The sequence below is a fragment of the Mycolicibacterium chengduense genome, from assembly GCF_033741155.1.
In the GTDB taxonomy this organism is placed as follows: Bacteria; Actinomycetota; Actinomycetes; order Mycobacteriales; family Mycobacteriaceae; genus Mycobacterium.
Genome location: NZ_JAWQNH010000001.1, coordinates 748,851 through 769,848 on the forward strand (window position 1 = coordinate 748,851; position 20,998 = coordinate 769,848).

Below are 20,998 nucleotides of genomic sequence, written 5' to 3' on the forward strand. Positions count from 1 at the left end.
ATCAGATATCCCGTTGCAGGGCTGGACGTTTGCTGTCGAAGGTCCAGCCGGGGATCAGGTACTGCATGGCCACCGCGTCGTCGCGGGCGCCGAGTCCCTCGGCGAGGTACAGCTCGTGCGCGGCGGCCACCCGGTCCTCGTCCAGCTCCACGCCCAGGCCGGGCGCGTCCGGGACATCCAGGTAACCGTCCACGATCCGGTAGGGCGCCTTGGTGATGCGCTGACCGTCCTGCCAGATCCAGTGCGTGTCGATCGCGGTGATGGCACCGGGCGCAGCGGCCGCGACGTGGGTGAACATGGCCAGCGACACGTCGAAGTGGTTGTTGGAGTGCGATCCCCAGGTCAGACCCCACGCATCGCAGAGCTGCGCCACCCGAACCGACCCGCTCATGGTCCAGAAGTGCGGATCGGCCAGCGGGATGTCCACGGCACCGGACCGGATCGCATGCCCCATCTCGCGCCAGTCGGTGGCGATCATGTTGGTCGCCGTCGGCAGCCCGGTGGCGCGTTTGAACTCGGCCATCACCTCGCGGCCGGAGAAGCCGCCTTCGGGGCCCACCGGGTCCTCGGCGTAGGCCAACACCCCGGTGAGCTCCCGGCAGGTGGTGACGGCGTCGGCCAGCAGCCAGCCGCCGTTGGGATCCAGGGTGATCCTGGCGTCGGGGAACCGATCGGCCAACGCGATCACCGCCTTGGCCTCCTCGGCGACCGGCAGTACACCGCCCTTGAGTTTGAAATCCCGGAAGCCGTACCGGTCGCGGGCCGCCTCGGCCAACCGCACCACGGCCTGCGGTGTCATCGCCTCCTCGTGCCGGAGGCGCAGCCAGTCATCGGCTCCCGGCGATTCGTCGGCCGCCGAGCGGTAAGCCAGGTCGGTTCGGGTGCGGTCCCCGACGAAGAACAGGTATCCCAGCGCCTGCACCCGGCTGCGCTGCTGGCCGTCGCCGAGCAGGGCCGCGACGGGCACCCCGAGATACTGGCCGAGCAGGTCCAGCAGCGCGGATTCCACCGCGGTGACGGCATGCACGGTGACCCGCAGGTCGAAGGTCTGGGCACCGCGGCCACCGGCGTCGCGGCCGGCGAACTCGCGGCGGACATCACCGAGCACGGCGTGGTGATCCCCGATGCCGCGGCCTTCGATCAGCGGGCGGGCCTCCTCCAGCGTGTGCTGGATGGCGGCCCCGCCCGGCACTTCCCCCACTCCGGTGTTGCCTTCGGAATCCTTGAGAATCAACAAGTTCCGGGTGAAGTACGGTCCGTGGGCGCCGCTGAGGTTGAGCAGCATGCTGTCATGTCCGGCGATGGGGACCACCCGCATCTCGGTGACGGTGGGTGTCCGGTGGGGACTCTTGTGGGTACTCATGAATTCACCTTCTCTGCCAATGGCCGTAGAACTCGGCTCACCTTGTCACCGGTTGCGCACAATGCCTCGATGAGGCCGACCTCCCGGTCGGCCGTCAACCGGGCGACCGGCACCGAGACACTGATCGCGTCCTGGACCGGCCGGCTGTAGCGCAGCGGCACCGCGAAACACCGCACGCCGACGGTGTTTTCCTCGTCGTCGGTGGCGTAGCCCCGGATTCGTGCCGTATCCAGCGCCTCGTCCAACGCGGCACGGTTGGTCACCGTCCGCTCGGTGATGGCGGTCAGCTCGGTCGGGATGTGGGCGTCGCGCTCGGCGCCGACCCGTTCGGCCAGCAGCGCCTTGCCCAGCGCGGTCGTGTATGCGGGCAGCCGCCTGCCGACCCGGTTGGTGGTGCGCTGGTACTGCCGGGATTCCCGGGTGGCCAGGTAGACGACGTCGTAGCCGTCCAGGCGGGCCAGGTGGAACGTCTCGTCCCAGGCGCCGCGCAGCTCGTCGAGGAAGGGCGTGATGCCGGGCAGGTATGGGTCGGTGTCCAGGTAACTGGTCCCGACCAGCAGGGCACGAATCCCGATGCTGTACAAGGTGCCCGACTCGTCGCACCGCACCCAGCCCTGCGCGATCAGCGTGCGCAACAGTGCGTGGGCGCTGCTACGCGGCATGTCCAGGGCGGCACTGACCTCCCGGATGCGGGCCGGCTGGTCGTGGCGGGCCGCGAGGAACTCCAGCAGTTCGACGGTGCGGACGGCGGATTTCACACCGGTTCCGGTGATACTGCGCACGGTGTGTTCGGTCATAGCAGTCCCATCTGCTGAACGACGACGACGAGGGCTCCGACGGCCGAGGCAGTGATCGCCGTCCACCGCTGCCGTCGCGGATTGAGCAGCCGATTCGCATAGCGGGACAACGCATATCCCGCCACCGTGGCCGGTATCAGCATGGCGCACATGACCAGGATGTGCCGGTTCACCGCGCCGGTGACGGTCAGCATCGTCAACGACATCAGCGAGCCGATCAGGAAGAATCCGGACATCGTCCCACGCAGCCGCGGTCCGCTGTTTCGCTGCCACACCAACGCCATCGGCGGGCCGCCGATCGAGGTGGCCGTGCCCAGCATGCCCGAGGTGGCACCGGCCAACACGAGGTTGCGGCGCCGGGGCGCGGGTATCCAACCCAGACTGGTCAGTACGACACCGCCGAGCACGACGGCCGCGATGAGCATCGCCAAGGCCTGTTGCGGTATGGCGGTGAGGATCAGCGCCCCGGCGATGGTGCCGGGTATCCGGCCGGCCAGCGCCCAGCCGGTGCCCCTCACGTCGATCGCCGTCCGCTCCCGCACCACCACCATCAAGGTGACGATGGCCGCCAACATGATCAGGGTGCCGGGGATGAGCGCCGGGTCGACCAACGCGACGATCGGGGCGGCCAACATGCCCAGGCCGAAGCCGATCGAGGCCTGCAGACAGGACGCGATCAACACCGCGACCGCGATGGTCGCGAAACCGGACGCACTCACATCGCTCATGCGCTGTGGGACAACCGGGGCGACGCCCCGAGCGGGTGATGACATTCGGCCGCATGCTCGACCGTCTGCGGGTCGCGGGCGACCGGGGGGCGTTGCCGCGCACAGATGTCGGTGGCGTGCGCGCACCGAGTGCGGAACCGGCACCCCGACGGCGGGTTCAGCGGTGACGGGACCTCGCCGGTGAGCAGGATGCGTTCGCCGCGATGCTCGGCGTGCAGCCTGGGCGCCGCCGACATCAGTGCGGCCGTGTAGGGGTGTTGGGGACGATCGAATACCGCTTCGGTCGGGCCGGTTTCGATGATGCGCCCCAGATACATCACGGCGACCCGGTCGGCGACGTGGCGGACCACGGACAGGTCGTGTGAGATGAACACATAGGAGATCCGCAGTTCCCGCTGCAGATCGTTGAGCAGGTTGAGCACCTGCGCCTGCACCGAGAGGTCCAGCGCGGAGACCGGTTCGTCGCAGATGATGACGTCGGGGTTCAACGCCAGGGCCCGCGCGATGCCGATCCGCTGGCGCTGACCGCCGGAGAACTCCTGCGGGTATTTGCCGAACGCTTTGGGTCCCAGCCCGACCATGTCGAGCAGCCCGCGCACCCGCATGTCGCGATCCTTGCGGGACGGGTGCAACGTCTTGTGGGTGCGCCACGGTTCGGCGATGATCTCGGCCGCCGTCATCCGGGAGTTCAGCGAGGCGTAGGGATCCTGGAACACCATCTGCACGCGACGACGGAACCTCAGCAGTTCCTTGCCGCGCAGGCCGTATGGGTCGATACCGTCGAATCTGACGGCGCCGGCATCCGGGCGCTCGAGCATCATCAGGGTACGAGCCAACGTGGACTTTCCACAGCCGGATTCGCCTACCAGCCCCAGGGTTTCACCGCGGTGCAGGTCAAGGTCGATCCCGTCCAGCGCGTGCAGTTTCTTACCACCGGCCACCCGGAAGCTCTTGGCCAGCCCGCGCACGGACAACAGTTCGTCACTCATGGTCGGTCTCCCCGGGGAAGTGGCACGCGACTGCGCGGAACGCGGCGACAGCGGTCAGTTCGGGCCGGCTCTGCCGGCACAGCGCCGCCGCCTTGGGACAGCGGTCTTGGTAGACACAGCCTTTCGGGATGGAGTGCAGATCCGGCGGCGCCCCGCCGATGGACTTCAGCTCGCTGCCACGTTCGGCGCTGACCGGCACCGACTCCAGCAGGCCTCTTGTGTAAGGGTGTTGGGGGTCGGCGAACACCTCGGCCACCGGCCCGGTCTCGACGACGTTGCCGGCGTACATGACCGCGACCCGGTCGGCCTCCTCGGCCACCAGCGCCAGATCGTGGGTGATCAGGACGACGGCCATGTCATATTCGGTGCGAAGGCTCTTCAGCAGCGCCATGATCTGCGCCTGTACGGTGACGTCGAGGGCCGTGGTGGGTTCGTCGGCGATCAGCACGCGCGGGTTCAGGGCCACGGCCATGGCGATGAGCAACCGCTGACGCATACCTCCGGAGAACTGGTGCGGATACGCGTTCACCCGGTCCTCGGGTTGCGGGATACCAACCCGGGCCATCAGTTCGACGGCTTTGCGCCTGGCCTCCTTGGCTTTCATCCCGTGGTGGATGCGGAAGGGTTCGGCCAGTTGCGTGCCGACGGTGTACAGCGGGTTGAGCGCGGTGAGCGCGTCCTGGAACACGATGGCCAGTTCCGGTCCGGCCAGCTTGCGGCGCGCCTTGCGGTCGGCGGTCAGCAGGTCGACCCCGGCAAGGGTGGCGGAGCCGTCGACGACTTCGGCGACCGGTTCCAGCAGCCCGACCAACGCGGTCGCAGTCATCGACTTTCCGCATCCGGATTCGCCGAGCAGGGCCAGGGTTTCGCCGCGGCGCGCGGTGAACGATACGTGGTCGACGGCGCGGACGGTGCCGGCGATGGTGCGGATGTCGACGGTGAGGCCGTCCACTTCCAGCGCCGGGTCGACGTCGAGACGGTCGGTGGTGCGGCGTTCGGCGAGGTCGCTGTGTACGTGCACGGTCATCAGATGGCCTTTCCGGTCTTCGGCACGGTGAGTCGCCAGCGTTGGCCGGGGTCGGTGGCGATCCGCGCCCACGCGGCCAGGATGGTCGCCGACACGGTGGTGATGACGATGGCCAGGCCGGGGAAGAAGGACAGCCACCACGCGGTGTGCAGGTAGGTCCGACCCTGCGACACCATCAACCCCCAGCTGACATCGGGCGGCTGGATCCCGATGCCCAAGAAGCTCAGTGAGCTCTCGGCCAGCATCACATAGCAGAAATCCAGGGTGGCGACGGTGAGCAAGGTCGGCAGAACGATCGGCAGTACGTGTCGGATGATGATCGATGATCCGCTGGCGCCGAACGTCCGCGCGGCGTCCACGAAGACCCGGCTGGACAGTTCGGCGGATTCGGCGCGGGCGGTGCGCAGGTACACCGGGATACGGGTGATGGCCAGTACCAGAACGATATTGGCGGCACTGGGCGAGAAGACGTAGAGCACGACGACGGCCAGCAGCAGCGACGGGAAGCTCATGATGACATCGGCCACCCGCATCGCCAGGGTTTCCCGCCAGCCACGGTGGTAGCCGGCCCACATGCCGATCACCGAGCCGACCACCGCAGAGATGACGACGGCGGGGATCGCGACCGACAGCGTGGTGCGGCAGGCCACCACCAACCGGGCGAGCATGCTGCGCCCCAGCGGATCGGTGCCCAGGACGTTCACCCAACCGTGGGCGAGGGTGAACGGCGGCTGGTTCGAGTTGTCCAGGTCGATGTGGGTGGCCGCACCGCCCACCACCATCGGGCCGAACACCGCGGTGAGCACCACCAGGCCGAGCACCACCGCGGCGACGGTGGCCACCCGGTCGTTGACCAGCAACCGCAACCACAACGACCGGGCCGCGGGCGGTTCGGTGTGCGGCTCCGCGGCGGCGGGTTTGGCTGGTACGAGGTCGATTTGCGTCATGGTCAGACCTTTGCGGGTTCGCGGACGCGCGCGTCCAGTAGCGCATAACAGGCATCGATGAGGATGTTGAGCAGGAAGATGCTGACCGCGGTGAGCAGCACTGCGGCCTGCAGCACCGCGAAGTCGCGCTGCAGGATTGCGTCGATCATCAGTTTGCCGATGCCCGGCCAGCCGAAGATCGCCTCCACCACCACCGCACCGTTGATCAGGCCGACGGCCAGGTCACCGGCGACCGTCAGCGCGGGTGCCGCCGCGTTGCGCAGCGCGTGGTGGGTGACCACGCGAAAGTCACCGGCGCCCTTGCTGCGGGCCAGCCGGATATACGGCGCCGACAGGGCCGCGACCATGGCCCCGCGCACCACCTGGGTGAGCACCCCGAGCGGACGGATCATCAAGGTGGCGATCGGCAGGATCCAGGACAGCATGCCGGCGTCGGTGCCGGAGGTGGGCAAAACCCCGAGCAGCACCGCGAACAGCCACACCCCGGTGATGGCGAACCAGAAATCGGGGATGCTGGCGGCGGTCATGGACAGCAGGCTGGAGAACCGGTCGGCCAGCGAGTTCGGCCGGTACGCGGCCCAGCAGCCGACGATCACGGCGCCGAGGATCGCGAGCACCATCGTTGTGACCGCCAGCTGCAGCGTGGCGGGGAAGGCGCGCAGCGCCATCGCCGATGCGGATTCGCCGGTGCGTAGCGAGGTGCCGAAATCCAGGTGCAGCACGCCTTTGAAGTAATCCGTCAATTGCACGATCAGCGGCTGGTCGAAGCCGTGCGATTGCGCGAACGCGGCCCGCTGCGCGGCGGTCGCCGATTCGGGCAGGTAGAGGTTGGTGGGGTCGCCGGTGAGGCGGGCGAGCAGGAACACCCCCAGCAGCACGACGATCAGCGGGATGGTGCTGGTGTACATCCGGCGCCGGACAAAGGAGAACATGTCGGCTCAGCTCCTGTCTGATCGATCAGAGCCGTTGCCGGCCTTGGTCATCTCGGCCAGCCGCATCTCGTCTCCGGTGGCCGAGTTGGGTGCGTATTCGACGCGCGGGGACTTCCCGAGGATGCCGGTCATGTGCGCGATATAGGCGAACTGGGCCACTTCGGTCGGTTCCTCGGCGAACAGCGCGGCGTAGGCATCCTGGCGTTGCGAGCCGGTCAGCTGCCCGGCCGCCTCGATCTTTCGATCGAATGCCGCAGTGCCGCAGCCGTTCTGGGCACCGTCGGTGCGCATGTACTGGTCCACACTGAATGCCGCATCCCCGGCCTGGTTGCCGTGCTGGATCATCGCGAGGAAGGGACCCGCACCGGACGGGAACGGTCGCAGCTGGAATTGCAGCTGCCCCGCGGTGTCCATCATCTCGATGCGGGGGTTCAGGCCGATCTCGGCCAGTTCACTCTGGATCACCTCCATGGTCTCGGTGATGTTGGGGAACTGGGCGGTGCGTCCGATCAATCGGATCGGCCGGTCCACCGGAGCGCCCGCGGCTTTCGCCTCGGCCACGAGCTGCTTGGCCTTGTCGACGTCGTGCGGCCACGGTGTCAGATCCGGGTTGTGACCGACCACGCCGTCGGGGACCAGTTGGGCGGCTGGCTGACCCATACCCCGGAAGAGTGCCTTGACGATGCCGCTGCGGTTGACGGTGTAGTTGATGGCCTGCCGGACCCGGATGTCGTCCAGCGGTGCATCGGTACAGGTGATGCGCAGCGCGGTGGTCTCGTTGTTGGGGAATTCCACCCCCAGCTCCCCCGCGCCGTCCTCGGGTCCGAGGCCTGTCGCGATATCGGTTTCGTCGTTGGTGACCATCGCGGCGCGCACACTGCCCTCACTGCGCCACTGGTATTCGGCGCGGGCGAAGGCGGGCTTTGGCCCCCAGTAGCGCTCGTTACGACTCAGGGTGAGCTTCTGGCCATAGTCCCAGCCGGCGATGACGTAGGGCCCGGTGCCGATGGGTTCGCGCACCTTCGCCGTGGTGCTGGTGCCGCGCGGGACGATCTCGACGAACGAGATACGCAGCGGCAGAATCGGATCCGGCTTCTCGGTGGTGACGGTCAAGGTCGCGTCGTCGGGGCTGGCCAGGGCGAGCTTCTCGTCACCGAACACGTATCCGTCGACATTGCACCCCAGATCGGAGTTGACCGCGCGGTCGATGGCGAACGCCGCGTCGGCCGCGGTGAACGGCGCCCCGTTGGAGAAGGTGACCCCGGAGCGGATGTCGAAGGTCCACCGGTTGGGGGTGTCCTGGCGCCACCCGGTGGACAGCAGGGGTTGCAGATCACCGGTGGTCGGGTCGCGCTCGATCAGCGGCTCGGTGATGTTGGAACGCACCACGATGCCGGTCGAGGTCAGTGAGCTCTCGCAGGGCTCCAGCGTCGGCGGCTCTTGGGAGATCACCAGGCGCAGGGTGTCGGGGTCGTATCCGCCATGACCGGTGTTGGCCACCGTGCACCCGCCGGTCAGCAGCACGACGCCCGCTGCGGCAAGGGATGCGACGGCAGGCGTCACTGGTGCGGCCATCTGGTCCTCCGGTTCGACAGTGGGCTGTTCCGTGTGATGTCCATGTATGTGGACGGAATCTGTGACGGTAGACACACCGTAGGAGCGCCTTTCGAATGGCGTCAAGCCCGCCCAAAAGGGCCGTTTCGGGGCCCTGCGGGGCGCATTCCCGTCCCGTCGGACGGCGGGGCTATACCCCTTGTACTGCTGTTTTGCCGTTCGTCCGGGATGTTTGATACCGAGTTCCGGCACCCGTTTGAAACGTTATGCCGGTTCGGCATCAACCTATGCTATTTCCGTGTTGGACAGGTATTCGCGGGCATCCTTAGCGTGATGAGCGACGAAGGAGTGCCCATGTCCGATATGAGGTCCGATTCGGCGCCCCGTGCCGTGCCCGCGCCACGCGTCCTGCAGGTCGGCCCGCTCAAGCCCTCGCTCGCCCAGACCTTGCACGCCACGTACGACGCCCTGGTCCTGCCCGACGAGGAGACGGAACGCGCCGAGTTCCTGGCCGCACACGGTGCCGACGTCACGGCGGCGGTCACCTCGGGCCGCACCGGCGTGGACGCCGCGTTGATGGCGGCACTGCCGGCCTTGGGTGCGGTGGTCAACTTCGGGGTCGGTTATGACACCACCGATATCGACGCGGCGGCCGCCGCCGGTATCGGCGTGAGCAACACCCCCGACGTGCTCACCGACTGCGTCGCCGACACCGCCGTCGGGCTGCTGATCGACGTGCTGCGCCGGTTCACCGACGCAGACCGTTACGTGCGGGCCGGCCGCTGGACCGTCGACGGCAATTACCCGCTGACCAGGCAGGTCAGCAACACCCGGGTCGGCATCATCGGGATGGGCCGGATCGGCGGCGCAATTGCCAAGCGGCTCACAGCTTTCGGATGCACCATCAGTTACCACAACCGCCATCGGGTGCCCGATTCGCCGTACCGCTACGCCGCGACGCCGGTGGAACTGGCTCGCGACGTCGACGCCCTGGTGGTGGCCGCGGCCGGCGGCGATGCCACCCGCGGCCTGGTCGGCGCCGACGTGCTGGATGCCCTCGGACCCGCGGGTTACCTGATCAACATCGCGCGCGGCAGCGTCGTCGACGAGGCCGCGCTGGTGACCGCGCTGCAGCAGGACCGGCTGGCAGGCGCCGGCCTGGACGTCTTCGCCGACGAACCGAATGTCCCGGTGGAGTTGTTGCGGATGGACAACGTGGTGCTACTGCCTCATGTCGGCAGCGGCACGGTGCAGACCCGTGCCGCGATGGAGGCCCTCACGCTGCGCAACCTTGACGAATTCCTGGCCACCGGGCGGTTGGTCACCCCGGTGCTGCAGCCGGCGGCGCGGGTCTGACGCCGACCGCTCAGGTGTGTCGTTCCACCAGGTCGTCAGTGGTCCACTCCCGGGTGGGCAGAACATCGCGCAGCAGCCGCAGCAACGCCGGATTCGTGCTGTCCTGACGCCAGGCCGCATCGAGTTCGACCGGCCGTTCCCGGAACGCACCGATGGACCGGAACACCACGCCCTCGGGGTGCAGCGTGGCGGCCGATGCCGGCACCAGCGCGATCCCGATGCCCGAGCGGACCAGCACCAGCATGGTGTGCACCTGGGTCACGAACTGCACGTACCGCGGCGTCGCGCCGGCGATGGTGAATGCGCTGATGAGTAGTTCGTTGAAATAGCGCGCCTCGATCGGCGAGTACATGACGACGTCGTGGCCGTCCAGGTCGTTGAGCGTGAGCTGCCGAGCCTGACCGACCAGCGGATGTTCGGCGGGCAGCGCCACCACCAGCTGCTCGTGCAGCAGCGGCCGGGACACGATGCCGGGCCGCTTCAGCGGCGGCCGCGCCATGCCCAGATCGATCTCGCCGGTCATCAGCCCCTCGATCTGGGCGGCCGAAACCATCTCGCGCAGTTCCAGTTTCACATCCGGCAGCTTGGCCCTGGTGCGTTCGAGCAGCCGCGGTAGCACCGCATGGGCCGAGGCCGCGGTGAATCCGACGACAACGGTGCCCAAGTCACCGGCCGGCACCCGCTTGACCGTCAGGGCCGCACTCTCGGCCAGCTGCAGAATGCGGCGGGCGTCCGGCAGGAACGCGACCCCCGCCGGGGTGAGGGTGACCGAGCGGGTGGTGCGATCGATCAGCTGCACGCCGAGCTCGGCCTCCAGCTGTTGGATCTGCCGGCTCAGCGGGGGCTGGGTCATGTGCAGCCGTTCGGCAGCGCGGCCGAAATGCAGTTCCTCGGCGACGGCGATGAAACAGGACAGCCGGGCCAACGAGAACATCGCTGCAGTCTATGCGCGCCGCCGCGCGGGCAGGGCCAATGTCCGCTAGGCCAATCGGATGGGCGTCTGTGTCAAGATGATTCGGTGTCCGATCCCAGGCCCGACAACGCGCCCCGCGTCCGCCGGCGCTACGGCGGCCAGGAGGCAGCGGACCGAGTCGCCGAGCGCCGCAGCCGGTTACTGGCGGCCGGCCTCGAACTGATGGGTACCCGCGGCGTGGCGGGAACGACGGTGCGCGGCGTGACGGAACTGTCGGGCGTGGCACCCCGATACTTCTACGAGAGCTTCGCCGATATCGAGGCGCTGCACCTCGCGGTGTACGGCGAGGTGATCGAAGAGGGCGCTCAGCGCTCGGTGGCCGCGCTGGCCAACGCACCCGCCGATGACCGTGCCCGCATCAGGGCGGTGCTCGAGGAAATGGTCGACCTGATCCTCGCCGACCCGCGCAAAGGCCGAATCCTGGTGCTGGAGTCCACCGCCTCACCGGCACTGGGCAGGCGCAGCCTGGCCGAGTCGCGCCGGTTCGCCGGCATGCTGGCATCGTCGGCCGCCAGTGGTGGTGATCCGGGCCTGGAGCCCGACAGCCTGCCCACCGATATCCGGCTGATCGCGCAGTTCCTGGTCGGCGGGATGATCAGCACGGTCGGTGCCGTGCTGCAGGGTGACGTCCAGGTGGAGCGCGCCCACCTCGTCGAGGTGTTGGTGACCCTGTTCGCGGCCGTACGGACCACTACCAGCGTGGACTGATCGCCTCGAAGGTCGGGTCGATGCTGCGCAGGTAACCGGTGTCGTCGCGGTCGCGGATACCGCACCGCACGTACTGCTCGTGCAGCGCGGCCAGCGCGTCACGGTCGAGTTCGACGCCGAGGCCCGGGGTGGTCGGCACGGCCACACTGCCGTCCCGGATGCTCAGTACCCCCGGCTTGACGACGTCTTCGCTCTTCCAAGGCCAGTGCGTGTCACAGGCATAGGTCAAGTTCGGGGTTGCCGCGGCCAGGTGCACCATCGCGGCCAGGCTGATGCCCAGGTGCGAGTTGGAGTGCATGGACAGGCCGAGCCCGAAGGTGTCGCAGATGCCGGCCAGCAGCCGGGAGCGCTGCAGGCCGCCCCAGTAATGATGATCGGAGAGCACCACTTTCACCGCACCCGCGGCGACGGCGGGCGCCAGCTGGTCGAAGGCCACCACGCACATGTTGGTCGCCAGCGGCATCGGAGCCTGGGCCGCCACCTCGGCCATGCCCGCGATGCCCGGTGTCGGGTCCTCCAGGTATTCCAGGATGCCCGCCAGCCCGGAGGCCACCTTGACCGAGGTCTGCGGACTCCAGGCGGCGTTGGGGTCCAGTCGCAACGGGTGGTTCGGGAACGCCGCGTGCAGCGCTTCGATGGCCGCCATCTCCTCCTCGGGAGGGAACACCCCGCCCTTGAGTTTGATTGCGGTGAAACCGTATTCGTCGATCATGTGCTGCGCCTGCGCGACTAGGCCGGCCGGGTCCAGCGCCTCGCCGAACCGGTCGGGCCGCTCTCCTGGATGCGCGGCCCACTTGTAGAACAGGTACGCGCTGAACGGCACCGCGTCGCGCACCGCACCACCGAGCAGGTCGGCCACCGGCCGGCCGGTGGCGTGGCCCTGGACGTCCAGGCAGGCCACCTCGAACGGCGAGAACACCTGGTCGACGGCGCTGGCGGAGGTGATCATCCCCGCCGTTCCGACAGCGGCGTCGTCACCGCGCAGCCGCTGGGCGATGGCGGCCCGGATGGCGTTGAGCGCGAACACATCCAGTCCGGTGATCGCCTCGGCCGCCGCGTTCAGCCGGGCCAGGTGACGGGTATCGGCGTAGGTCTCGCCGAGTCCGACCAGGCCGGCGTCGGTGCGCAGTTCGACGATGGCACGCAGCGCGTAGGGCTGGTGCACACCGACGGTGTTCAACAGCGGCGGGTCGACGAAGGCCACCGGGGTGATGCGGGCCCCGGTGATCCGGATGGAGGCGGGCGCCATCACAGCACCGCGCGGCCGGCTTTGACGATCTGGGTGAGTTCGGAAAGGTGCTCGGGCGAGGGCATGACCAGCGGCGGGCGCACCGGCCCGGCGTCGATACCCTCCATCGTCACACCGGCTTTGACCAGCGACACGGCATATCCCGGCACGGTGTCACGCAGCCGCACCAAGGGGTGGAAGAACTCGCGCTGCAACGCCCCGAGAGCCTCCTCGTCGCCGGTTTCCAGCGCCCGGTAGTAGGCCAGTGCCAGTTCCGGGGCGAAGGCGAAGGTGGCCGACGAGTACAGCGTGACCCCGATGGCCCGGTAGGCCTGCTGGGACACCTCGGCGGTGGGCAGTCCGTTGAAGAACTGGAAGGTCTTGCCGGACGGGGCGAGAACGTCGGTGACGGCCCGCACGATGCGCGCGACCCGGTCGACATCGCCGGTGCCGTCCTTGAATCCGACCACGTTGGGGATCTGGGCCACCTCGGCCGCGGACTCCTCGGTGTAGCGGGCATTACCCCGGTTGTAGACGATCACCGGCAGGTCGGTGGCCGCCGCGACCTCGCGGGTGTAGTCGATCAGACCCTGCTGCGGCATGGTGACCAGATACGGAGGCAGCAGCAGCAACCCGTCGGCGCCGGCGGCGGCGGCCGTCTTCGCGAACACCTTGGCCTGGGCCACCGCACCGCCCGCGCCGGCGTACACCGGAACCCGGCCCGCGGTGGCCGCCACCGCGGTGCGTACCACCCCGCCGAACTCCTGGGCTTCCAGGGCGTGGAACTCGCCGGTGCCGCACGCGACGAACACGCCGCCGGGGCCGGCATCCACGCCCTTGGCGACGTGCGCGGCGAGCGCCTCCAGGTTCACCTCGCCGGTGCCGGTGAAGGGGGTGACAGGAAAGAACAAGACGCCGTCAAGCATGGGGGTACTCCTAGCGGGAATCGTGGAAGGTCAGTCGCGGGATAGTTGGCCGTCGACCCGGCGCCAGATGCGATCCGGGTTGCCGTCGGCAATGGCGCTGGGCAGCAACGCCGGTGGGACATCCTGGTAGCACACCGGACGCAGGAAACGCTCGATGGCGCGGGCGCCCACGGAGGTGGTGCGCGCGTCCGAGGTGGCCGGGTACGGGCCGCCGTGCACCATGGCGTAGCCGACCTCGACACCGGTGGGCCAGCCGTTGAACAGGATGCGCCCGGCCTTGAGTTCCAGCACCGGCAGCAGCGTGGCCGCGACGCCGTAGTCGGACTCCTCGGCATGCACGGTGGCCGTCAGCTGGCCCTCCAATGCGGCGGCCACGCGCACCATCTCGTCGACGTCGGCACACCGAACCAGCACGCTGGCGGCGCCGAACACCTCGGCCTGCAACGCCTCCGAGGCCAGGAAGGTCTCGGCATCGGCACTGAAAAGCGCTGCTTGACAGGATGTTTCGTCGTCGGCAGGCCGGCCCTGAGCCAGCAGCGTGGCCTCGCCGCGCAAGGTGTCCACACCCTTGGCATATCCGGCGGCAATGCCAGGGGTCAGCATCGGGGTGGCCGCGACACCCGCGAGCGCCGCCTCGGCGGCGGCCAGGAAGTCCGTCAGCCCCGGGCTGTCGACGGCCAGCACCAGTCCGGGATTGGTGCAGAACTGGCCGGATCCCATGGTCAGTGACCCGACGAAGGCGGCGCCGATCTGCGCGCCGCGCGCCCGCAGGGCACCGTCGAGCAGGAAGACCGGGTTGACGGCGCTCATCTCGGCGTACACCGGGATGGGCTCGGGGCGGGCAGCCGCGGCAGCCACCAATGCGGTTCCGGCATAACGTGATCCGGTGAACCCGACGGCCTTGATCCGCGGGTCGGTGACCAGCGCGGTACCCAGACCGGGCCCGGAACCGAACAATAGCGAGAAGGTGCCCGCAGGCAGCCCGGCCTCGGCGACCGCGCGTGTGATGGCCGACCCGACCAATTCGGAGGTACCCGGATGAGCGTCGTGCGCCTTGACCACCACCGGGCAGCCGGCGGCCAGCGCCGAGGCGGTGTCGCCGCCGGCGACGGAGAACGCCAGCGGGAAGTTGCTCGCACCGAAGACCGCGACGGGGCCCAGCGGCACCGCCCGCTGGCGGATGTCGGGCCGGGGCATGGGGCTGCGCTCGGGTTGGGCGGGGTCGATGCGGGCACCGTTCCAACTGCCCTCACGCAGTACCGCGGCGAACAGGCGCAGCTGCCCGGTGGTGCGGCCCACCTCCCCGGTGATGCGGGCCTCGGGCAAGCCGCTCTCGGCGACGGCGCGCTGCACCAGTTCGGTCTTGATGGCCTCGATGCCGGCGGCGACGGTCTCCAGGAACTGGGCTCGCTGCTCGGCGGTGGTGGACCGGTACGGACCGAATGCCTGCGCGGCCGCCGCGCACGCGGCATCGACGTGCGACTCGTCGCCGTAGCGGAACGGGGGCTCCAGAGTCTCGCCGGTAGCGGGGTTGAAGCCGCGGATTTCGGTGCCGGTCCCGGTGACGGGCGTCCCGGCGATGATCATCTGGCCGGTCGGGCGGGCGGTCAGTTGGGTGGTCACCCGTCCAACGCTAGGACGCCAATCAATTCATGTCCAAGACCGATTTAGCACCCACTGATACCTGTATTGAATGGAGTGATCGGCCCGTCAGGCCGAGATCCGGCCCCGTTCTGCCAGCCGGCGCAGCACATCCTCGCCGAGACCACGCAGATCCTGCGCGGATGCCGACGCGATCAACGTCACCCCGTCGGCCACCTCGGCCGATTCGATATCGGCGATCAAGCCGGCCAGACCGTCGACGGTGCCGGCGTAGCGCACCCCCGCGGTCGTCCCGGCCAGCGACGCAGCCGCCACGCGCACATCGCCGGCGACCGCCACCTCGATATCGAGGATCACCGCCACCCGCTCCGGCCCACCGCGCAGCCGCGCCCGGGCGCGCCTGGCCTGGCCCAGGTCCGCGGCCGCCACCCGCACCGCGGGTTCCGCGCCGGAGGTCAGTTCACTCCATGCTTCGTCTGCCAGAAATAGCCGCACGGCGTCACCCTAGGCGCGGACCGTACCCGGCCAAACGGTTGCGATCAGCGAGACCGAATGGGAATGCCTCCGGCAGGTGCGCCGTCACCGGCCCGTCACCGACGCTTAGTAGTTTGTACGGGTGACAGCGGAACCGGTCCCGGTGATTCCCCCTCAGTACCTCTTGTCGTCGTCGGCACCGGAGCCCCGCACGCTGATCGACATCCTGTACGACACCGCACGCCGCCACCCCGACGCGCCCGCCATCGACGACGGCGAGATCCAGCTCACCTACTCCGAGCTGATCGGCGATATCGAGGAGAGCGTGGCCTGGCTGGCTGCCCGCGGTATCGGCCGCGGCGACCGGATCGGCATCCGGATGCCCTCGGGCAGCTACGCGCTCTACACCGCCATCCTGGCCACCCTGGCCTGCGGGGCCGCCTACGTCCCGGTGGACGCCGACGATCCCGACGAGCGCGCCGCGCTGGTGTTCGGCGAGGCCGATGTGGTCGCGGTGATCACCGAGAAAGGCCTGGTGCGCGGATCGGGCTCATCGCGCGGCTGGCGTGCCGCGGCGCCGCTGACCAGGGATGACGCCTGGATCATCTTCACCTCCGGATCGACCGGCACGCCCAAGGGGGTGGCCGTGACACATCGCAACGCGGCGGCCTTCGTCGACGCCGAAGCGCGGATGTTCCTGCAGGCCAATCCGCTGGGCCCCGGGGACCGGGTGCTGGCCGGGTTGTCGGTGGCGTTCGACGCATCGTGTGAGGAGATGTGGCTGGCCTGGCGCCACGGCGCCTGCCTGGTGCCGGCGCCGCGATCGCTGGTGCGCAGCGGCATGGACCTGGGCCCGTGGCTGGTGTCCCGCGATATCACCGTCGTCTCGACGGTCCCGACGCTGGCCGCGCTGTGGCCGGCCGAGGCCCTGGAGGCGGTGCGGCTGCTGATCTTCGGCGGTGAGGCCTGCCCGCCGGAACTGGCCGAGCGGTTGGCGACCGGTCCGGATGCTGTCGGGCGCGAGGTGTGGAACACCTACGGCCCCACCGAGGCCACCGTGGTGGCTTGCGCGGCCCGCTTGGACGGGAGGGGCCCGGTCAGTATCGGGCTGCCGCTGCCCGGCTGGGACCTGGTGGTGGTCAACAAGGACGGCGCCCCGGTCGGTTACGGCGACGTCGGGGAACTCGTCATCGGCGGGGTGGGCCTGGCCCGCTACCTGGATCCGGACAAGGATGCCGAGAAGTACGCGCCGATGCCGACCCTCGGCTGGGATCGCGCCTACCGCAGCGGCGACCTGGTGCGGTTGGAGCCCGACGGCCTGTACTTCCAGGGCCGCGCCGACGATCAGGTGAAGGTCGGCGGCCGCCGGATCGAACTCGGCGAGGTGGATGCCGCCCTGGTTCACCTGCCCGGGGTCAGCGGCGGTGCGGCGGCGGTGCGCAAGACCGCCAGCGGCACCCCGCTGTTGGTGGGCTACATCGCCAGCGCCGACCCGGCGTTCGATCTGGCCGCCGCGCGCACCGCGCTGGCCGCCGCGCTGCCCGCGGCGCTGGTACCCAGGCTGGTGCTGCTCGACGAACTGCCCACCCGAACCTCGGGCAAGGTCGACCGCAATGCGCTGCCCTGGCCGCCACCGGGATCCGCCGCGGCGGACGAACCCGATCTGGGCACCGGGACCACCGGCTGGCTGGCCGGCCTGTGGCGCGATGTGTTGGGTGCCATCGTCGACGGGCCGGAAGCCGACTTTTTCGCCCTCGGCGGTGGATCGCTGTCGGCCGCCCAGTTGGTGACCGCCGTGCGGTCCCGTTATCCGCAGGTCACCGTCGCCGACCTCTATGACCATCCCCGGTTGGGTTCGCTGGCCGGCTATCTCGACGAGTTGGCTCCCCCGCCCCAGGTGCAGACCCGCACGGTGGCCCCCACCCCGCTGCTCAGCCAGCTCGCCCAGGTGGTGCTGTCGGTTCCGCTGGCCACCCTTGGCGGACTGCAGTGGGTGGTGTGGCTGGCCGTGCTCAACAACATCGCCGCCGCGACGCACCTGGTGCCCTGGGCGACACACCTGAACTGGTGGATCGTGCTGGCCGGATTCGTCGTCTTCATCACCCCGATCGGCCGGATGGGCATCGCGGTGCTCGGCGCGCGCACCCTGCTGTCGAATCTGCAGCCGGGCACCTACCGGCGCGGCGGATCGGAGCACCTGCGGGTGTGGTTCGCCGAACGGCTCGCCGACGCCAGCGGCGCGGAGAATCAGGCAGGCGCCCCTTGGCTGGTGTATTACGCACGGGCCCTTGGTAATTCAGTGGGCTCGGGCGTCGACCTGCATTCGGCGCCGCCGGTTACCGGCATGCTCACCATTGGGCATCGCGCGTCGATCGAACCCGAGGTCGACCTCACCGGGCACTGGATCGACGGTGACCTGTTCCACGTCGGTCCGATCAGCGTCGGCAACGACGCCACCATCGGCGCGCGCACCACGCTGTTCCCCGGGGCCAGCGTCGGCAAGAACGCCGACGTGGCGCCCGGCTCCGGTGTCGTCGGCAAGGTGAAGAACGGGCAGTACTGGAAGGGTTCGCCCGCGGCGAAATCCGGTAAGGCCCGCCACCCCTGGCCCGACGAGAGGCCGCCGCGTTCCCCGGTGTGGATGGGCATCTATGCGGTGACGTCGATGTTGTTGGGGGCCTTGCCCTTGGCGGGTATCGGGGCGGGGCTGGCCGTGCTGGCCTGGGCGGTCCGCGACACCACCACACCCACCGCCGCGATCGTGCCTGCGCTGATCTGGACCCCCGTGGCCGCGGTGGCGGCGATGGCCGCGTACGCCGCGCTGACCGTCATCGGGGTGCGCATGCTCTCGATCGGCCTGACCGAGGGCTACCACCCGGTGCGCAGCCGGGTGGGCTGGCAGCTGTGGGCCACCGAACGCCTGATGGATGCCGCGCGCAACTATCTGTTCCCCATCTACGCCAGCCTGCTCACGCCGTGGTGGTTGCGACTGCTGGGCGCCAAGGTCGGCAAGGGCACCGAGATCTCCACGGCCCTGCTGACCCCGAAGTTCACCGTCGTCGAGGACGGCGCGTTCCTGGCCGACGACACCATGGTCGCCTCCTACGAACTCGGCGGCGGCTGGATCCACGTCGCGCGGGCCACCATCGGGAAACGGGCTTTCCTGGGCAACTCCGGTATCACCCAGCCGGGGCGCCGGGTGCCCGACGACGGTCTGGTCGCCGTGTTGTCCGCCGCGCCGCACAAGGCCAAGGCCGGCTCGTCGTGGCTGGGCAGCCCACCGATCAGGTTGCGCCGCAACCCCACCGACGCGGACGCGATGCGCACCTTCCATCCGTCGGCGCAGCTGAAGATCATGCGTTCGGTGGTCGAGACCTGCCGCATCATCCCGGTCATCGTGTCGTTCGCGATCGGGGTGGCGGTGCTCGGCGCCCTGCAGGCACTGGCCGGCGCCTACGGGTTCGGTGTCGCCGCGGTGGCCGGCGGGCTGGTCCTGCTGATCGCCGGAGCGGTCGCCGGCGCCATCGCGGTGGTCGCCAAATGGCTGGTGATCGGCCGCATCCGGGCCGTCGAGCATCCACTGTGGTCGTCGTTCGTGTGGCGCAACGAGGTGTCGGACACCTTCGTCGAGACGGTCGCGGCGCCGTGGTTCGCGCGGGCGGCCACCGGCACACCGGTGATGAACATCTGGTTGCGCGGGCTCGGCGCGAAGATCGGCCGCGGCGTGTGGTGCGAGACGTACTGGCTGCCGGAGGCCGACCTGGTGCGGCTGGACACCGGCAGCACCGTCAACCGCGGCTGCGTCGTGCAGACGCACCTGTTCCACGACAGGATCATGCGGATGGACACCGTGATCCTGGATGCGGGCGCCACCCTGGGGCCGCATTGCGTGGCGCTGCCGGCCAGCCGGATCGGCGCCGGCGCCACCGTCGGCCCGGCATCGCTGGTGATGCGCGGTGACGAGGTGCCGGCGTCCACCCGCTGGCAGGGCAACCCGATCGCGGTGTGGGATCCCTCGCGTAAGAAGAAGAACGGATGAGGTCGAACGCCAGGAAGGCCGCGAAGAAGCCCGCGGGAGCGGCCGCTTCCAGCCCACCTGTCATCGATCCGTACCTGCCGGCCAACGGCAATTTCGGGTACCGGGTGTCACGCTATGAACTGGACCTGGAGTACAAGGTGTCCAGCAACCGGCTCAGCGGGTCGGCCACCATCACCGCGGTGACACTGGCCGAGCTGCGCACCTTCACCCTCGACCTGGCCGACCCACTGAGCGTGACAAAGGTCGCCGTCAACGGGCGCCGGCCCGACCAGTTCCGATGTTCGAACGGCAAGTTGCACATCACGCTGCCCGCCAAACTGCCCGCCGGCGCGGCGATGACCATCACCGTCCGCTACGGCGGGAACCCGCGCCCCATCCGAAGTGTCTGGGGTGAGGTGGGTTTCGAGGAACTCACCAACGGCGCACTCGTGGCCGGCCAGCCCAACGGCGCGGCGTCCTGGTTCCCGTGTGACGACCATCCCGCCGCCAAGGCCAGCTTCCGCATCAGGATCGCCACCGACAATCCCTATTACGCGATTGCCAACGGCGAGCTGGTGTCCCGGCAGAGCCGAGCCAGCCTGAACATCTGGACCTACGAGCTCGCCGAGCCCACCTCCACCTATCTGGTCACCCTGCAGATCGGGATGTACGAACGGCTGCGGCTGCAGAAGAGTCCGGTGTCGATGTACGCGGTGCTGCCGGATCGGTTGCGCCGCAACTTCGATCACGATTTCAGCCGGCAACCGGAGATGATGAAGCTGTTCATCAAGCTGTTCGGCCCTTACCCGCTGGCCGACGGCTACACCGTCGTGGTGACCGATGACGATCTGGAAATTCCCCTCGAGGCGCAAGGTCTTTCGATCTTCGGCGCCAACCATTGCGATGGCAGGCGCAGCTGCGAGCGGCTGATCGCCCACGAGATGGCCCACCAGTGGTTCGGCAATTCGGTGACGGCCCGGCGCTGGCGCGATATCTGGCTGCACGAGGGGTTCGCCTGTTATGCCGAGTGGTTGTGGTCCGAGCAGTCCGGTGGTCCCAGCGCCGACGAGCGGGCCCGCTCGTATCACAAGCGCCTGCAGCATTCCCCGCAGAATCTGCTGCTGACCGATCCGGGGCCGGCCGATATGTTCGACGACCGCGTGTACAAACGGGGCGCGCTGACCCTGCACGCCCTGCGGTTGACCATCGGCGATGCGAGTTTCTTTGCGCTGCTCAGGGATTGGACCACCCGATACCGGCACAGCACCGCGGTCACCGACGACTTCACCGGGCTGGCCGCCAACCACGCCACCGTGTCGCTGCGCCCACTGTGGGATGCCTGGCTGTATTCGACGGCCGTGCCGGAGCTGTGACGG

Annotated in this window: 17 protein-coding genes; 4 read left to right on the forward strand and 13 right to left on the reverse strand. The window is 69.1% G+C overall.

The window, feature by feature from the left end:
- Position 1: 1 nt before the first annotated feature.
- The 8 genes from SBI67_RS03810 to SBI67_RS03845 are packed head-to-tail and all read right to left on the reverse strand — an operon-like array spanning position 2 to position 8,358.
- Complete coding sequence (locus SBI67_RS03810) at positions 2 to 1,363, reverse strand: enolase C-terminal domain-like protein (RefSeq protein WP_318979256.1); 1,362 nt, start codon at positions 1,361 to 1,363, stop codon at positions 2 to 4.
- The gene (locus SBI67_RS03815) at positions 1,360 to 2,160 is read right to left on the reverse strand and encodes an IclR family transcriptional regulator (protein WP_318979257.1); all 801 of its coding nucleotides are present in this window, start codon (positions 2,158 to 2,160) and stop codon (positions 1,360 to 1,362) included. Before SBI67_RS03815 ends, SBI67_RS03810 begins: the two co-directional genes overlap by 4 nt.
- Positions 2,157 to 2,879: a sulfite exporter TauE/SafE family protein gene (locus tag SBI67_RS03820; protein WP_318979566.1), complete on the reverse strand. Its 723-nt coding sequence runs from the start codon at positions 2,877 to 2,879 to the stop codon at positions 2,157 to 2,159. The genes SBI67_RS03815 and SBI67_RS03820 overlap by 4 nt, the downstream gene beginning before the upstream one ends.
- A 5-nt stretch (positions 2,880 to 2,884) precedes the next feature.
- Positions 2,885 to 3,877 (reverse strand): ABC transporter ATP-binding protein, encoded by a 993-nt coding sequence (locus SBI67_RS03825; protein ID WP_318979258.1) that lies wholly within the window; start codon positions 3,875 to 3,877, stop codon positions 2,885 to 2,887.
- Positions 3,870 to 4,904 (reverse strand): ABC transporter ATP-binding protein, encoded by a 1,035-nt coding sequence (locus tag SBI67_RS03830; protein WP_318979259.1) that lies wholly within the window; start codon positions 4,902 to 4,904, stop codon positions 3,870 to 3,872. Before SBI67_RS03830 ends, SBI67_RS03825 begins: the two co-directional genes overlap by 8 nt.
- Positions 4,904 to 5,851, reverse strand: a complete 948-nt coding sequence (locus SBI67_RS03835; RefSeq protein ID WP_318979260.1) for an ABC transporter permease — start codon at positions 5,849 to 5,851, stop codon at positions 4,904 to 4,906. Before SBI67_RS03835 ends, SBI67_RS03830 begins: the two co-directional genes overlap by 1 nt.
- Positions 5,852 to 5,853: 2 nt before the next feature.
- The gene (locus SBI67_RS03840; protein ID WP_266048390.1) at positions 5,854 to 6,783 is read right to left on the reverse strand and encodes an ABC transporter permease; all 930 of its coding nucleotides are present in this window, start codon (positions 6,781 to 6,783) and stop codon (positions 5,854 to 5,856) included.
- Between the two features lie 6 nt (positions 6,784 to 6,789).
- Positions 6,790 to 8,358, reverse strand: coding sequence for an ABC transporter substrate-binding protein (locus SBI67_RS03845; RefSeq protein WP_318979261.1), 1,569 nt, complete (start codon positions 8,356 to 8,358; stop codon positions 6,790 to 6,792).
- 333 nt (positions 8,359 to 8,691) lie between these two features.
- Here SBI67_RS03845 and SBI67_RS03850 point away from each other — a divergent pair, with 333 nt between their 5' ends.
- Positions 8,692 to 9,693 (forward strand): 2-hydroxyacid dehydrogenase, encoded by a 1,002-nt coding sequence (locus tag SBI67_RS03850; protein ID WP_413232391.1) that lies wholly within the window; start codon positions 8,692 to 8,694, stop codon positions 9,691 to 9,693.
- Positions 9,694 to 9,703: 10 nt separating this feature from the next.
- Here SBI67_RS03850 and SBI67_RS03855 read toward each other — a convergent pair whose 3' ends face one another.
- On the reverse strand, positions 9,704 to 10,627 hold the full coding sequence (locus tag SBI67_RS03855; RefSeq protein WP_318979262.1) for a LysR substrate-binding domain-containing protein: 924 nt from the start codon (positions 10,625 to 10,627) through the stop codon (positions 9,704 to 9,706).
- Positions 10,628 to 10,711: 84 nt separating this feature from the next.
- Here SBI67_RS03855 and SBI67_RS03860 point away from each other — a divergent pair, with 84 nt between their 5' ends.
- Positions 10,712 to 11,374 (forward strand): TetR/AcrR family transcriptional regulator, encoded by a 663-nt coding sequence (locus SBI67_RS03860; RefSeq protein WP_318979263.1) that lies wholly within the window; start codon positions 10,712 to 10,714, stop codon positions 11,372 to 11,374.
- On the opposite strand, the gene SBI67_RS03865 is transcribed toward SBI67_RS03860, so the two are convergent.
- The 4 genes from SBI67_RS03865 to SBI67_RS03880 all read right to left on the reverse strand — a co-directional run bounded on the left by SBI67_RS03865 (position 11,358) and on the right by SBI67_RS03880 (position 15,625).
- The gene (locus SBI67_RS03865) at positions 11,358 to 12,623 is read right to left on the reverse strand and encodes a glucarate dehydratase family protein (protein WP_318979264.1); all 1,266 of its coding nucleotides are present in this window, start codon (positions 12,621 to 12,623) and stop codon (positions 11,358 to 11,360) included. The two genes, SBI67_RS03860 and SBI67_RS03865, sit on opposite strands and share 17 nt — an antisense overlap.
- Complete coding sequence (locus SBI67_RS03870; protein WP_318979265.1) at positions 12,623 to 13,528, reverse strand: 5-dehydro-4-deoxyglucarate dehydratase; 906 nt, start codon at positions 13,526 to 13,528, stop codon at positions 12,623 to 12,625. The genes SBI67_RS03865 and SBI67_RS03870 overlap by 1 nt, the downstream gene beginning before the upstream one ends.
- Before the next feature lie 30 nt (positions 13,529 to 13,558).
- A complete protein-coding gene (locus SBI67_RS03875; protein ID WP_318979568.1) occupies positions 13,559 to 15,115 on the reverse strand; it encodes an aldehyde dehydrogenase (NADP(+)) in 1,557 nt (518 codons plus the stop codon).
- A 123-nt stretch (positions 15,116 to 15,238) separates the two neighbouring features.
- Positions 15,239 to 15,625 carry a hypothetical protein gene (locus tag SBI67_RS03880; protein WP_318979266.1) on the reverse strand — a complete coding sequence of 129 codons (387 nt, stop codon included), beginning with the start codon at positions 15,623 to 15,625 and terminating at the stop codon, positions 15,239 to 15,241.
- Between the two features lie 121 nt (positions 15,626 to 15,746).
- Here SBI67_RS03880 and SBI67_RS03885 point away from each other — a divergent pair, with 121 nt between their 5' ends.
- Both SBI67_RS03885 and SBI67_RS03890 read left to right on the forward strand, forming a co-directional pair.
- Entirely contained in the window at positions 15,747 to 19,643 is a 3,897-nt protein-coding gene (locus tag SBI67_RS03885; RefSeq protein ID WP_318979267.1) for a Pls/PosA family non-ribosomal peptide synthetase, read from the forward strand.
- A complete protein-coding gene (locus tag SBI67_RS03890) occupies positions 19,640 to 20,995 on the forward strand; it encodes a M1 family metallopeptidase (protein ID WP_318979268.1) in 1,356 nt (451 codons plus the stop codon). The genes SBI67_RS03885 and SBI67_RS03890 overlap by 4 nt, the downstream gene beginning before the upstream one ends.
- Positions 20,996 to 20,998: the final 3 nt, after the last annotated feature.